The organism is Streptomyces sp. NPDC037271 (assembly GCF_055603605.1).
The window spans coordinates 105,006-118,470 of sequence record NZ_JBVJVN010000023.1 but is presented as its reverse complement, the minus strand read 5'-3'; the positions used below and the strand labels follow the sequence as shown (position 1 = coordinate 118,470).

Genomic DNA, 13,465 nt, shown 5'->3' with positions numbered 1-13,465 from the left:
AACGCCCCACACCGGAACGACCCCCTTCCGGCAAACCACTCCACACCGCCACATACACATTGAGCGCCACGAGCCCGACAACCAGAACAACATCCAGCAGGACTCCGTGGCCCAAGAAGCGATTCGGGCTTTTCACGCCAGCCACCGTACTGGCGGCAAGGGAGCAGCGGGTACGGGCGAGTTGCATTGCCGGGCGCAGACCGTACGAAAGTCGGTATCGCACGGCTGAGAAAGCAACCTTGGTCGCTGCCACTTCCCACGAAGCGCTCTCCCACACCCCCGCTCCGGCTTGCTTGGCTGATGAGGTAAACGCCGAAGAGGGGCCCGAGGAGAGGGACGAGCAGTGCGACAAGAGGAGTGGCGGTCGCCGCGGGACGCCTGGGGCACCGGCTCGGGGCTCCCGACCGGCCGACTGGTGCCGCGCCACCGCCTGTCCCGGCGAGCCGTGAGCTGGTGGATGACGCAGAACCTGCTGCTCGTGGCCCCGGTCCTGGGCGGACTCGCAACCGCCTACGTGCTGGCCCCGGACGCCCGGGGCTGGCTGCGCGCCGCCCTCGCCGTGGCCTGCCCGCTCGGTGCCCTGTACGTCCTGCTGACTCCGTGGTGGCGGTACCGCGTGCACCGCTGGGAGGCCGGCGGCGAGGCCGTGTGCACCACCTCCGGATGGATCGTCCGTGAGTGGCGGGTCGCGCCCTTCAACCGGATCCAGACCCTGGACACCAAGCGCGGTCCGCTCCAGCAGCTCTTCGGGCTCTCCGCGGTGACCGTGACCACCGCTTCGGCCGCCGGCCCCGTGACCATTGAGGGCCTCGACCACCAGCTCGCCGTCGACATGGTCGAGCGCCTCAGCGAACACGTCCGCGCGCTGCAGGAGGACGGCACGTGAGCAGCCGTACGGAGACCCACCCGGTGCCCGAGACGTCCGCCGCCCAGGAAGAGGTGGAACAGGAAGCGTGGCAGCGGCTGCACCCGAGGATGGTCCTGGTCAGCATCGGCTGGCTGGCCGGACCGACGATTCCGCTCGTCGGCGCGATGATCCTCGCCGCCGGGCGACTGAACGCACACGGCTGGATCGCGCTCGGCTCCTACATCGTCGTCGCTGCGGTGCAGGCCGGCCACGAGTGGGTTCGCTACCGCACGACCCGATTCCGCTTCACCGCCCGCAAGGTCGAGCTGCGGTCCGGGCTCCTCTTCCGCAAGGAGAAGTCGATCCTGCGGGACCGGGTGCGCAGCGCCGACCTGACGGCCAACCCGGTGCACCGGCTTTTCGGCCTCGCCGCCGTGAAGATCGGCACCGGCGAGCACCAGGGCCGTGACGAGGACGAGCAACTCGTCCTGGACGGGATCTCCCGGGAACAGGCGGTCCAACTCCGGGCCCTGTTGCTGCGTCAGACGACCGGCGGCGCGGGCCCGGCACCCGAGGTGCCGGTGCGGCTGGCCCGGATGCGCTGGTCCTGGGCGCGCTATGCCCCGCTGACCGTCACCACACTGGCCGGGGTGATGGCGGTCGTCACCGGCCTGTCCAAGCTCCTGGACAGCTTCGGGATCGACATCACGAAGCTGGGCACCGCCCGCACGGTCTGGGACTGGCTGTCGTCCCTGCCGGCGGTCGTGGCCGTCGCCGTGGTCATCGCCGTGCTGCTCGCCATCGGCGTGGCAGGCGCCCTGGCCGCCTTCGCCGAGGCGTGGTTCGGGCACCGTCTGGAGCGCGAGCCCGGCGGCTTGCTGCACATGACCCGCGGGCTGCTCACCTCCCGGTCGGTGTCCGTGGAGGAACGCCGGATCCGCGGCGTCGAGATCGTCCAGCCGCTGCCGCTGCGCTGGGCCCGTGCCGCCCGGGTCAACGTCCTGGCCACCGGGCTCACCAGGAACAGCAACCATCTGACGCACCCGGCGCAGCTGCTGCCCGCCGCCCCTCTGGCAGCCGTGCACGAGGTGACCGCCAAGGTGCTGCACGACGCCGCCTCACCCATCGCCGAGGCGGTGCTGCGGGGCCACCCCCGGGCCGCGCTGCGCCGGCGGGTGCTGCGTGGCTGCCTGCTGCTGCCCGCCGCGGTCGCGGCCGTGCTCGGCGGCCTGGCCGCAACCGGCCTGCTGCCGTGGTGGAGCCTCGGCGGCGCTGCCCTGCTGGTGCCCTTCGGTGCGCTGTTCGCCCGTGACGCCTACCGCGGCCTCGGACACGGGCTGACCGAGGGATACGTCGTGGTGCGGCAGGGCACCTTCGTCCGCCGCACGGTGGCGCTCAGACGGGACGGGATCATCGGCTGGCGCGGCAGGCAGTCGTACTTCCAGCGCCGCGCCGGACTGCTCACGCTGAGCGCCACCACCGCGGCGGGCCGGGGCGTGGTCCGCATCCCCGACATGGACGCCGTCGCAGCACTCCGGTTCGCCTCGGTGGCGGTTACCGGCCTGCTCGAGCCGTTCATGGAACGCACCCCGGTCGGCCCCCTGCCGCACTGACCGACCCGGCGCCGACAGCGTCACACGAAGACCGACGAGCCCCGCCAAGCCCTGGAAAGACCAAGTGCTCCGGCGCGGCCGCAGTGGAGGAACCATGTTCAAAGCATTGGGCCGTTTCGTAGTAGCCCACCGCTGGCTGGTGATCACCAGCTGGCTCATCGCCGGAGCGGCCGTCATCGGTTTCGCGCCGACCCTGACCACCACGACCGACCAGGCGGAGTTTCTCCCCGGGCACTACGAGTCGATCCAGGCGCAGAAAATCCAGGAGAAGGAGTTCCCGCAGGGATTCAGCCCGTCCGCGATCGTGGTGTTCACACGCGAGGACGGCAAGGCCCTCGAGGAGGCCGATTCCCGGAAGGTGGCCGAGATCGGCCAGATCCTGCAACGCAAGAAATACGACAAGGTCGAACAGGTCATCGTCGCACCACCGTCCCCGCACAAGAAGGTGCAGACGGTGCTGGTGTCCATGGCCGACGTGCCGGCCGGGGACAAGAGCCAGCAGCACACCGTCGTCGACATGCGCGAGGACATGAAGCCACTGGTGAAGAGCACGGGCCTCAAGGCCGGCGTCACCGGTGACGCGGCCACCGCCTACGACGCCGAGGAGGCGGGTAAGAAGGCCGACGGTCTGATCTGGGTGGGCACCCTGGTCCTGATCATCGTGCTGATGACGATCATCTTCCGCAGCCCGACCATCACGATCATCACCATCGTCGGGATCGTCCTGGTCTCCCAGGTGGCCAACGGACTGATCGCCACCGCCGCCGAGGTGTTCCACCTCAAGGCCGACAGCTCCGTGTCCTCGCTGCTGATCGTGGTGCTCTTCGGCGTCGGGACGGACTACATCCTGTTCCTGATGTTCCGTTACCGCGAGCGGCTGCGGATCGGGGAGGACCCGAAGACCGCTATGGTCTCGGCCATCGGCCGGGTCGGCGAGGCCATCGCCTGCGCGGCCGGCGCCGTCATCGTCTGCTTCATGGCGCTGCTGCTGTCCTCGCTGGGCTTCCTCGCCTCCATGGGCCCCTCGCTGTCCATCGCGATCGCCGTGACCCTGCTCGCCTGCCTGACTCTGATACCGGCGATCATCTCGCTGATGGGCACCAAGGTGTTCTGGCCCTCCAAGGCCTGGCGCCGGGAGGCCCGCGCGGCCCGCTTCGGTGCCATGGGCAACGCCGTCGCCCGCCGCCCCGGGCTGTTCGCCGCCGCTTCGGGCCTGCTCATGATCGTCCTCGCGGTCGGGGCACTCGGCTACAAGCCGACCTTCGCGTCCGAGGCGTCCGCCGACTCCGCCCAGGAGTCCTCCGTCGCCCTGCACGCCATGCGTCAGGACCTGCCCGCCGGTAGCACCAACCCCAGCACCGTGCTCCTGCGGTCCACCAGCGGCGACAAGCTGCGCGGGGCCGACATGACCGCCTACGCCGGGCGGCTGAAGGAGGTCCAGGGAGTCGGCTCGGTGTCCCGCTCGCAGCTGAGCAAGGACGGCCGCACCGCCGAGTTCAGCGTGATCCTCTCGGTCGATCCCAACGGCAGCAAGGCGATGGACATCGTCCGTGGCCCGCTGCGCACCGCCGCCCACCGTGGCGCCCCGGCGGGCACCGAGGCCAAGGTGGGCGGCGTGACGTCCGTGTACGTCGACATCAACGAGGCCGTCAACCGCGACTTCTCGGTGGTGTTCCCGACCGCCGCCGCGCTCATCATGCTGATCCTCGGACTGCTGCTGCGCAGCCTCGTCGCACCGATCTACCTGATGATCTCCGTCGCCCTCGGTTTCGGGGCGACCCTCGGCGCGAGCGTGGTGCTCTTCCAGCACATCGAGGGCCAGGCCGGGCTGACCTTCTTCCTGCCGGTCATCATGTACCTGTTCGTCGTGGCCATCGGCACCGACTACAACATCCTGATGGTGGCCCGTCTGCGGGAAGAGGCCATGGAAGGCCTCAGCGCCCGGCAGGCGACGGCGAAGAGCATCCGGCACGCGGGCCCCACGGTGGCCGCCGCCGGCGTGATCCTGGCCGGCAGCTTCGCCGCGATGCTGCTCGCCAACGAGCCCACGCTGGCCCAGACCGGGTTTGCAGTCGCCTTCGGCATCCTCATCTCCTCCTTCGTCATGGCGATGTTCTTCACCCCCGCGCTCACGACCCTCCTCGGCCGTACGGCATGGTGGCCCCGCCGCATCGCACCCACAGCTACGCCCGCTCCGGACAGGACGGACAGCCGCACCCCGTCGACGGCCGACCGGCGCTGAGGCTTCAGAACCCGAAGGAGGGACCGCCACCCGAACGGGTGGCGGTCCCTCCTTCACACGGTCATGTCGCCGGACAGCACGGCGCCCCGCCGGCGGTCGGCGGGGCGCGGAGCGGTGGGACGGGGACGGATGCGGCTCTCGGCTACTCTGCGATCTTGGTCCGCCCGATCCACCGGAACTTCACGGGAGTGGACACGGCACCCTCGTCCGCTGTCCGCTGGGATGCGCCGATGGATTCGTAGTGCTCATATCCATTGAGATAACGGATCTTTATCTTCTGCTCGGAGAAGATCACTTCGTCGAGTTCGGCGAGTACCACTGTCCCGCACAAGTGACCGGGACCGCCTTCCAGCTCCACCTGGCTCTGCGCGATGGCGGAGGATTCCTGGGCAACCATACGCATGGGCCTCCTCTCGTCTCGCCACGAATCCTCTCTGCCTCGCTCACCCTTTGACACCCCTGAATTCCCCCTACGGATTACCGCACATCCAGGGGTACGCGGAAGCCGGCGCCGACTCCTATCTTCGGAGCCAGTGGCCGAATCCACTCTCCGTGTTTAAGGAGCCCCGTCGTGCGTGAGTCGGAGTCCGGACTGCCCATCGAACCGGTCTACGGTCCGGAGGCGCTGGAGGGCTGGGACCCGCGGAGAAGCTGGGTGAGCCGGACCGGTATCCCTTCACCCGCGGTGTGTATCCGTCGATGTACACGGGCCGTCCGTGGACGATGCGTCAGTGCGCCGGTTTCGGTACGGCGGTGGAGTCCACCTCCCGCTACAAGCAGCTGATCGCCAACGGCACGATGGGTCTGTCGGTCGCCTTCGACCTGCCGACCCAGATGGGCCACGACTCCGACGCCGCGATCGCGCACGGCGAGGTCGGCAAGGTGGGTGTGGCGATCGACTCGATCGAGGACATGCGGGTGCTGTTCGACGGGATCCCCGCGCAGGAGATCGCCTTCACCCTCGCCGACGGCATCGAGTACGTCCGCACGGCGGTCGCGGCCGGGATGGACGTCGACGACTTCGCGCCGCGCCTGTCGTTCTTCTTCGTCGCCCGTACGACGCTCCTCGAGGAGGTCGCCAAGTTCCGTGCGGCCCGGCGGATCTGGGCGCGGGTGATGCGGGACGAGTTCGGGGCGAAGAATCCCAAGTCGTGGATGCTGCGGTTCCGCACGCAGACGGCGGGGTGCAGCTGACGGCTCAGCAGCCGGAGGTGAACCTGGTGCGCGTCGCGGTCCAGGGCCTGGCGGCGGTGCTGGGCGGCACGCAGTCGCTGCATACCAATTCCTTCGACGAAGCGATCACGCTGCCCACGGACAAGTCCGCCCGCCTTGCACTGCGCACGCAACAGGTGCTGGCCTACGAGACGGACGTGACGGCGACGGTCGACCCCTTCGCCGGCTCCTACGTCATCGAGAAGATGACCGACGACGTTGAGGCAGCGGTGCTGGAGCTGATGGCGAAGGTGGAGGAGCTGGGCGGCGCGGTGGCGGCCATCGAGCACGGTTTCCAGAAGAGCGAGATCGAGCGCAGCGCGTACCGCATCGCCCAGGAGACCGACTCCGGCGAGCGGGTCGTGGTCGGCGTCAACCGCTTCCAGCTCGACGACGAAGAGCCGTACGAGCCGCTGCGCGTCGACCCCGCCATCGAGGCACAGCAGGCCGAACGCCTAGCCGGACTTCGCGCCGAGCGCGACCAGGGCGCGGTGGACGCGGCCCTGGCGGCCCTGAGGAAGGCGGCGGAGGGCGAGGACAACGTCCTCTACCCGATGAAGGACGCGCTGCGCGCACGCGCCACCGTCGGCGAGGTCTGCAACGCACTGCGCGACATCTGGGGAGCGCACCGTCCCCTGCCCACACGCGGCACCAGACGGCACCCCGCACACTGAGCCGACCCCGGTTTCGTGGAGTCCCTGACACCAGGCTTATGATCCTGGCCCGAAGGAGAACCGCGAGCAGTGCCAGCACCACGTAAATACCCGTTCGAGCTCCGTGCGAGGGCCGTCCGCGAGGTTCGCACTTCCGGCCGTCCGATCGCGCATGTCGCGAAGGACTTGGGCATCTGGCTGACCACCGCCGAGCGCGAGGAGCTGAGGCAGCTCCGCAGGGAGAACGCGCAGTTGAGGCGGGCGAACGAGATTCTGAAGGCCGCGAGCGCGTTTTTGCGGCGGACCTCGACCGTCCCCGGACGAGGCCGAACTGGGGGTGCCCCCTCCCGGGGAGTGATCGAGCACCTCAGGGACAAGGGCCTCGGGGTCGGGCAGACCGGTTTCGCGGTCGCCTTCGGCATCGTCATCGCCTCGTTCGTCATGGCGATGTTCTTCACACCGGCCCTCACCACCCTGTTCGGACGCGCCGCCTGGTGGCCGCGCCGCATCCATCCGCCGGCGGCGCACCAGAGTGCGCCGCTCCCGGCGGACCAGCACGCGGGACCCGTTCAGGACAGCGGCTCGTACGCGCCGTGGTGCTCCGGCAGCCGACGGGACTGAACCATCGGGCCGGCACCGCAGACAAGTGAGGCCGGGGTCACGGATCGTCCGTGACCCCGGCCTTCGCTTCGCGTGACCCGCCGGCAAACGGCACACGACAGTGGCCCCGAGCCAAGGTTCGGGGCCACTGCTGGTCTTCGAACTCGTAGGCGGGGCGCAGTTCCGCAGAGCGGGTGGCTCCGCCTACTCGGCGATTTTGGTGCGGCCGACCCACCGAAAGGTCATGAGCTCGGATTCCGCCCCGTTGCCGGTCCGATGCAGCGGAGCCTGGACGGGCTCGAAATGCTCGTACCCGTTGCCGTAACGGATTTTGATCCTCTCCGCGGAGAAGATCACTTCCTCCATCTCGGTCAACTCGATCGATCCGGACAACGCACTGGGCCCGCCCTCCAGCCGCACCGAGCTCATCGCCATGGCAGAGGAATCCGGGGTGACTCTACGCATGGGCCTCCTATCGTCACGCCAATATTCTTCTTCGGGTCGGCCTTTTTTGGATACCCCTCAATTACCCTTAGGGCAACGGCAGTCGGGTCACTCCGCCGCAAACGGACTGGGTGCGGCATAAGGGGTTGGTAGGGGTACACCTGCGTGAGTCATCTGTCTATCGTCGGGGGAATGCAGAAGCTTGCCGGAAGAAGTCACCCGGCCGTGTCGGGCGCCGAATGATAGAGGAATTGCTGCCCGCACCGATGGCCGCCGCCGAGGCGTTCGGCGACCCCGCCGTCCCGCCCGTGCTGTTCGCCGAGGAGGCCGCACTCGTGGCCCGTTCGGTGCCGGCACGGCAAGCGGAGTTCCGCACGGTACGGGCCTGCGCCCGTGAGGCGCTCGGGCAGCTCGGCTTGGGCCCGGTGCCGATCCTGCCGGGCACCCGTGGCGCCCCCCGATGGCCGGCCTCCGTGGTCGGCAGCATGACGCACTGCGCGGGATACCGCGCGGCTGCCGTCGGTTTCGTCGAGGATGTGGTGACCGTGGGCGTGGACGCCGAGCCCGACCGGCCGCTGCCCGACCAGGACGTCCTGGAGGCGGTGACGATCCCCGAGGAGCGCAGGATGCTCACCGGCCTCGCCGCCCGACGGCCCGACGTGTGCTGGGACCGGCTGCTGTTCAGCGCCAAGGAAAGCGTCTACAAAGCGTGGTACCCCCTCACCGGACGCCCGCTGGACTTCGACGAGGCCCTGATCGAGGTGGATCCGACGGCAGGCAGCTTCTCCGCCCGTCTGCTGGTACCAGGACCGGTGGTGGCCGGCACCCGCCTGTCGGGCTTCGACGGCGCGTGGCTGGCACGCCAGGGACTGGTGGTCACGGCGATCGCCGTGACGAGCGACGCCGTCGGGAGGACGGCATGACATCAAGGAGAACCTTCGTGCGCGAGTCGGAGTCGGGACTGCCCATCGAGCCGGTGTACGGGCCCAAGGCCCTGGCGGACTGGGATGCGGCGGACAAACTGGGTGAGCCGGGCGCGTACCCCTTCACTTGCGGTGTCTACCCGTCGATGTACACGGGCCGACCGTGGACCATGCGCCAGTACGCCGGTTTCGGCACCGCCACGGAGTCGAACGCCCGCTACAAGCAGCTGATCGCCAACGGCACGATGGGTCTGTCCGTCGCCTTCGACCTGCCAACCCAGATGGGCCACGACTCCGACGCCGCGATCGCGCACGGCGAGGTCGGCAAGGTGGGTGTGGCGATCGATTCCGTCGAGGACATGCGGATCCTCTTCGACGGCATCCCGCTGGACCAGGTGTCCACGTCGATGACCATCAACGCCCCGGCCGCGCTGTTGCTGCTCCTGTACCAACTGGTGGACGAGGAGCAGGGCGTCAGCGCCGACAAGCTGACGGGCACGATCCAGAACGATGTGCTGAAAGAGTACATCGCGCGGGGGACATACATCTTCCCGCCCAAGCCGTCCCTGCGGCTGATCGCGGACATCTTCAAGTACTGCCGGGCCGAGATCCCGAAGTGGAACACGATCTCGATCTCCGGCTACCACATGGCCGAGGCGGGTGCCTCGCCCGCGCAGGAGATCGCCTTCACCCTCGCCGACGGCATCGAGTACGTCCGCACGGCGGTCGCGGCCGGGATGGACGTCGACGACTTCGCGCCGCGCCTGTCGTTCTTCTTCGTCGCCCGTACGACGCTCCTCGAGGAGGTCGCCAAGTTCCGCGCGGCGCGCCGGATCTGGGCGCGAGTGATGCGGGACGAGTTCGGCGCGAAGAATCCCAAGTCGTGGATGCTGCGCTTCCACACGCAGACGGCAGGCGTCCAACTGACCGCGCAGCAGCCGGAGGTGAATCTGGTCCGGGTGGCGGTGCAGGGCCTCGGAGCGGTGCTCGGCGGCACGCAGTCGCTGCACACCAACTCCTTCGACGAGGCCATCGCGCTGCCCACGGACAAGTCCGCCCGCCTTGCACTGCGCACCCAGCAGGTCCTGGCCTACGAGACGGACGTCACCGCCACGGTCGACCCCTTCGCCGGCTCCTACGTCATCGAGAAGATGACCGACGACGTTGAGGCAGCGGTGCTGGAGCTGATGGCGAAGGTGGAGGAGCTGGGCGGCGCGGTGGCGGCCATCGAGCACGGTTTCCAGAAGAGCGAGATCGAGCGCAGCGCGTACCGCATCGCCCAGGAGACCGACTCCGGCGAGCGGGTCGTGGTCGGCGTCAACCGCTTCCAGCTCGACGACGAAGAGCCGTACGAGCCGCTGCGCGTCGACCCCGCCATCGAGGCACAGCAGGCCGAACGCCTAGCCGGACTTCGCGCCGAGCGCGACCAGGGCGCGGTGGACGCGGCCCTGGCGGCCCTGAGGAAGGCGGCGGAGGGCGAGGACAACGTCCTCTACCCGATGAAGGACGCGCTCAGGGCTCGCGCGACGGTGGGCGAGGTGTGCAACGCGTTGCGGGAGATCTGGGGCACCTACGTCCCCGCTGACGCAGCGTAAAAGCGGACAACCCATTCGAAGGAGCTCCTGTGCCGCACGAACCCCTCCGTGTCGTCGTGGCGAAGCCCGGCCTCGACGGCCACGACCGCGGTGCCAAGGTCATCGCACGTGCCCTGCGGGATGCCGGAGTCGAGGTCATCTACACCGGACTGCACCAGACACCCGCGCAGATCGTGGCCACCGCCATCCAGGAGGACGCCGACGGGATCGGCCTGTCCGTCCTCTCAGGCGCCCATATGACCCTCTTCCCCGAGGTCGTCGATCTGCTCCGACAGGCCGACTCCTCGGACATCACCGTCTTCGGCGGAGGGATCATTCCCGACGCCGACATCCCGCCTCTGCTGGAACGGGGAGTGGCCGCTCTCTTCACACCTGGCGCCTCGCCACAGCAGGTCGTCGAGTGGGTGACGACGAAGATGCGCCCGCAGCGCGGCGCCCGCGGCATCGGCGCTTCGGTGGGCTGAGGCGGCGCCTCGACATCGTGGACGGCGGCGGGACGATGTCGCCGACGTCGGTGGTCACCGGGACCACGCCGCAGACGAGACCGGGCGTCCTGCGTGCCGTGACCTCGAACCGGTCCCCGTCGGCGCTCTCCAGCGCCTGGGTGAGATAGGCGGCGCCGGGCTGCACACGGCGGGCCTGTTCGGTCCCGTCCTTGTCGTAGGTGAAGCCGTTGAGGAGAACGGCCCGTCCGATGCCTGGACCGAGCCGGTCGCGCTGCTTCTTGGGCAGCTCGCCGAGCGCCTGCTGCAGGGCGACGAGCTGGGCGGCCTCCGTCGCCTCGTCGCCGTCGGCAAGTCTTCTCCCGGCTTGTCCGAGCCGGGAGACGATCCGCGGTACGGCTGCCGTGTCGTCGCGGCGGACCAGACAGTCCGAGAGCGCCCGCGCGCAAATGGCGAACGTGGCCGACCAGGCGACACGAGCTCTGGGCCCGCATCACCATGTCACCACAGACGTACGCCAGATTCTGGCCTACTGGTCTGCAGACGCCGGAACCGCAGGCTGACAGGCCACCCGGCTGTCGTCCGGGGGCAGGGAGTCCGGACAGCTGGAACACGCCCTGGGGTATCCCTCCTCAGAAGGCCCGTCCTTGGGCAGTCTGGCGTACATGCTCCTGGTCGACGGCTTCGCGGCAGCTTGGTTCGCGCAGATCGCGCTGGTGAGAAGCCCGCTCACCACGGCGCACGATTTTGTTGAGGGTCTTCGAGTCAAAGGCATGCCCATGTACAGTGAACAAAGCCCTTGACCTGCAGAAAGCTGGCAGGGAGCCGTCTTCCAGGAGTCCAAAGTGCTGCGAACTCTGTTCAAGTCCAAGATCCACCGAGCCACCGTCACCCAGGCCGACCTGCACTACGTCGGTTCGGTGACCATCGACGCCGATCTGCTGGACGCCGCCGACCTGCTGCCCGGTGAGCTCGTTCACATCGTGGACGTCACGAACGGTGCCCGGCTGGAGACGTACGTCATCGAGGGCGAGCGGGGTTCCGGCGTGGTCGGGATCAACGGGGCCGCCGCTCACCTCGTCCACCCCGGTGACCTGGTGATCATCATCAGCTACGCCCAGGTCACCGACGCCGAGGCGCGGTCGCTGAAGCCGCGGGTCGTGCACGTGGACGGCGACAACCGTATCGTCGCCCTGGGCGCCGATGCGTCCGAGCCGGTACCGGGCTCGGACCAGGAACGCAGCCCGCAGGCCGTGTCGGCCTGACGTACCGAACCTGCGCGGACGAGGAGCGTGGCCGTGAGCGACATCGAGATCCGTGACGAGCGGGCGGCGGGCCGTCTGGAGGCGGTCGCAGGCGGTGAGGTCGTCGGGCGTATCGAGTACTTCGTGCTGGACGAGCCCGAGCGCGCCCTCGTCCCCGTGCACACCGTCGTCGAGCCGGCCCACGAGGGCCGGGGCGTCGCGGGCTCGCTGGCACGTGAGCTGTACGCCGGCGCGCGGCGCGAGGGCGTCGCCGTCGCCCCGCTGTGTTCGTACGTCACGAAGTGGGCCGAGCGCCACCCGGACGAGGCACCCGTGGCCGGTCCCGAGCTGCTGCGTGCGGCGAGGGAGTGGCTCGCGGCGCATCCCGGGCGGTTCTGAACCGGGGATGGCGAGGATCACGAGCAACCACGACGAAGGGGCCGCGCGTGCTGGCGCTGCTGCACACCTCGCCCGTTCACGTCCCGGTCTTCGACGCCCTGCGTGACGAGGCGCACCCGGGTCTGGAACTGCGGCACCACGTCGACGCCGAGCTGCTGGAGCGGGCGCGGCGCGAGGGGCCGGAGGCGGTGACGGATGCCGTACGGGCCGTGCTGCGGCAGGCCGTCGCAGAGGGGGCACGGGCCGTTCTGTGCACGTGCTCGACCCTCGGTGGTGTCGCCGAGGCAGCCGCCGGCCGGGCAGGGGTGCCGGTGCTGCGGGTCGACCGGCCGATGGCCGCCGCCGCGGTGGCCGCCGGCTCACGTGTCGTCGTCCTCGCCGCCCTGGAGAGCACGCTCGCGCCGACGACGGCACTGATCGGAGAGGAGGCCCGGAGGGCCGGCCGCTCCGTCGAGGTGCGTCCCCTCCTGGTCGACGGCGCCTGGCCGCGGTTCGAGGCCGGGGACACCGAGGGCTACCTGCGGCTGGTGGCCGAGGCCGCCGACGCCGTGACCGGCGCGGACGTGATCGTCCTGGCCCAGGCGTCCATGGCGCCGGCCCGGGCGGCGACCAGGTCCGCGGTCCCGGTGCTGGCCAGCCCCGCGCCCGGCCTGGCCGCCGGGGCGGCGGCCGCACGTCTCGGGTAGTACTCTTCCGCCGCCGTGTCACCCGGGATGGTGGGCCACCTGGGCCCGGCCGTTCCTGCGGGGGAGTGAGTGAGGGGACGGCCGTCGGGTAGGCGGGGGACAAGTCCAGAGCCGATGTCGACCGACTGGCCGGAGGACAGCGTCATGACGAACCCGTATCCGGATCCCGTTCCACCAGGGCCCACCCCGGGACCCGCACCCGGTCCGGACCCGGAGCCACAGCCACACCCGGTGCCGCCGCCGGGCCCCGCCCCGACACCTCTGCCTCCGCCCGGCCCGGGTCCGGAGCCGGCGCCCCCGCCTCCGGGCCCGCAGCCGACCCCGCCGCCCCCGCACCCCGGTCCGCCCGAGCCCTCCCCGTCGCCGATCCCGCCGGGGCCGGAGCCGGTGCCCAACCCGGAACCGGGACCACCGCTCACCTGAGCCGCGGGCAACGGCCGCACGAACGGAAGGAGGGTACTGGGGGGGGGGGGGGGGGGGGGGGAGCCGCCCCCCCCCCGCCCCCCCCACCCCCCCCCCCCCCCCACCCCCCCCGGTGGGTGAACACATCCAAAGAAAAACACG

General features: G+C 69.9%; 13 protein-coding genes and 1 pseudogene. 12 read left to right on the top strand and 2 right to left on the bottom strand.

Annotated elements, in window-relative coordinates:
- Positions 1–343: 343 nt before the first annotated feature.
- The 3 genes from ACZ7G3_RS29185 to ACZ7G3_RS29175 all read left to right on the top strand — a co-directional run bounded on the left by ACZ7G3_RS29185 (position 344) and on the right by ACZ7G3_RS29175 (position 4,702).
- Entirely contained in the window at positions 344–886 is a 543-nt protein-coding gene (locus ACZ7G3_RS29185; RefSeq protein WP_466279406.1) for a PH domain-containing protein, read from the top strand.
- A complete protein-coding gene (locus ACZ7G3_RS29180) occupies positions 883–2,460 on the top strand; it encodes a PH domain-containing protein (protein WP_470929035.1) in 1,578 nt (525 codons plus the stop codon). The genes ACZ7G3_RS29185 and ACZ7G3_RS29180 overlap by 4 nt, the downstream gene beginning before the upstream one ends.
- Positions 2,461–2,554: 94 nt before the next feature.
- Complete coding sequence (locus ACZ7G3_RS29175) at positions 2,555–4,702, top strand: MMPL family transporter (RefSeq protein ID WP_470929033.1); 2,148 nt, start codon at positions 2,555–2,557, stop codon at positions 4,700–4,702.
- 142 nt (positions 4,703–4,844) lie between these two features.
- Here the strand turns inward: ACZ7G3_RS29175 and ACZ7G3_RS29170 are convergent, their stop codons facing one another.
- Positions 4,845–5,099 (bottom strand): DUF5988 family protein, encoded by a 255-nt coding sequence (locus tag ACZ7G3_RS29170; protein ID WP_466279401.1) that lies wholly within the window; start codon positions 5,097–5,099, stop codon positions 4,845–4,847.
- Between the two features lie 144 nt (positions 5,100–5,243).
- Between ACZ7G3_RS29170 and ACZ7G3_RS29165 the strand changes: the two are divergent.
- Positions 5,244–6,588 (top strand): annotated as a pseudogene (locus ACZ7G3_RS29165) (acyl-CoA mutase large subunit family protein).
- Between the two features lie 333 nt (positions 6,589–6,921).
- The gene (locus ACZ7G3_RS29160) at positions 6,922–7,188 is read left to right on the top strand and encodes an MMPL family transporter (RefSeq protein WP_470929043.1); all 267 of its coding nucleotides are present in this window, start codon (positions 6,922–6,924) and stop codon (positions 7,186–7,188) included.
- Positions 7,189–7,371: 183 nt separating this feature from the next.
- Here ACZ7G3_RS29160 and ACZ7G3_RS29155 read toward each other — a convergent pair whose 3' ends face one another.
- Complete coding sequence (locus tag ACZ7G3_RS29155) at positions 7,372–7,632, bottom strand: DUF5988 family protein (protein WP_470929031.1); 261 nt, start codon at positions 7,630–7,632, stop codon at positions 7,372–7,374.
- Between the two features lie 230 nt (positions 7,633–7,862).
- Between ACZ7G3_RS29155 and ACZ7G3_RS29150 the strand changes: the two genes are divergently transcribed.
- The 7 genes from ACZ7G3_RS29150 to ACZ7G3_RS29120 all read left to right on the top strand — a co-directional run bounded on the left by ACZ7G3_RS29150 (position 7,863) and on the right by ACZ7G3_RS29120 (position 12,901).
- Positions 7,863–8,534, top strand: a complete 672-nt coding sequence (locus ACZ7G3_RS29150; protein ID WP_470929029.1) for a 4'-phosphopantetheinyl transferase family protein — start codon at positions 7,863–7,865, stop codon at positions 8,532–8,534.
- A complete protein-coding gene (locus ACZ7G3_RS29145) occupies positions 8,531–10,129 on the top strand; it encodes an acyl-CoA mutase large subunit family protein (protein WP_470929027.1) in 1,599 nt (532 codons plus the stop codon). Before ACZ7G3_RS29150 ends, ACZ7G3_RS29145 begins: the two co-directional genes overlap by 4 nt.
- Positions 10,130–10,158: 29 nt before the next feature.
- Positions 10,159–10,593 (top strand): cobalamin B12-binding domain-containing protein, encoded by a 435-nt coding sequence (locus ACZ7G3_RS29140; RefSeq protein WP_466279391.1) that lies wholly within the window; start codon positions 10,159–10,161, stop codon positions 10,591–10,593.
- A gap of 644 nt (positions 10,594–11,237) precedes the next feature.
- A complete protein-coding gene (locus tag ACZ7G3_RS29135) occupies positions 11,238–11,375 on the top strand; it encodes a hypothetical protein (protein ID WP_470929024.1) in 138 nt (45 codons plus the stop codon).
- 42 nt (positions 11,376–11,417) lie between these two features.
- Positions 11,418–11,837: an aspartate 1-decarboxylase gene (gene panD, locus ACZ7G3_RS29130; RefSeq protein ID WP_470929022.1), complete on the top strand. Its 420-nt coding sequence runs from the start codon at positions 11,418–11,420 to the stop codon at positions 11,835–11,837.
- A 33-nt stretch (positions 11,838–11,870) separates the two neighbouring features.
- Positions 11,871–12,215 carry a GNAT family N-acetyltransferase gene (locus ACZ7G3_RS29125; protein ID WP_470929020.1) on the top strand — a complete coding sequence of 115 codons (345 nt, stop codon included), beginning with the start codon at positions 11,871–11,873 and terminating at the stop codon, positions 12,213–12,215.
- Between the two features lie 47 nt (positions 12,216–12,262).
- The gene (locus ACZ7G3_RS29120) at positions 12,263–12,901 is read left to right on the top strand and encodes an aspartate/glutamate racemase family protein (protein ID WP_470929018.1); all 639 of its coding nucleotides are present in this window, start codon (positions 12,263–12,265) and stop codon (positions 12,899–12,901) included.
- Positions 12,902–13,465 lie beyond the last annotated feature (564 nt).

Excerpts from the sequence above, each read along its gene's own strand:
- ACZ7G3_RS29135 (WP_470929024.1), top strand. The coding sequence starts at position 11,238 with ATGCTCCTGGTCGACGGCTTCGCGGCAGCTTGGTTCGCGCAGATCGCG.
- ACZ7G3_RS29155 (WP_470929031.1), bottom strand. The coding sequence starts at position 7,632 with ATGCGTAGAGTCACCCCGGATTCCTCTGCCATGGCGATGAGCTCGGTG.
- ACZ7G3_RS29145 (WP_470929027.1), top strand. The coding sequence starts at position 8,531 with ATGACATCAAGGAGAACCTTCGTGCGCGAGTCGGAGTCGGGACTGCCC.
- ACZ7G3_RS29170 (WP_466279401.1), bottom strand. The coding sequence starts at position 5,099 with ATGGTTGCCCAGGAATCCTCCGCCATCGCGCAGAGCCAGGTGGAGCTG.
- ACZ7G3_RS29175 (WP_470929033.1), top strand. The coding sequence starts at position 2,555 with ATGTTCAAAGCATTGGGCCGTTTCGTAGTAGCCCACCGCTGGCTGGTG.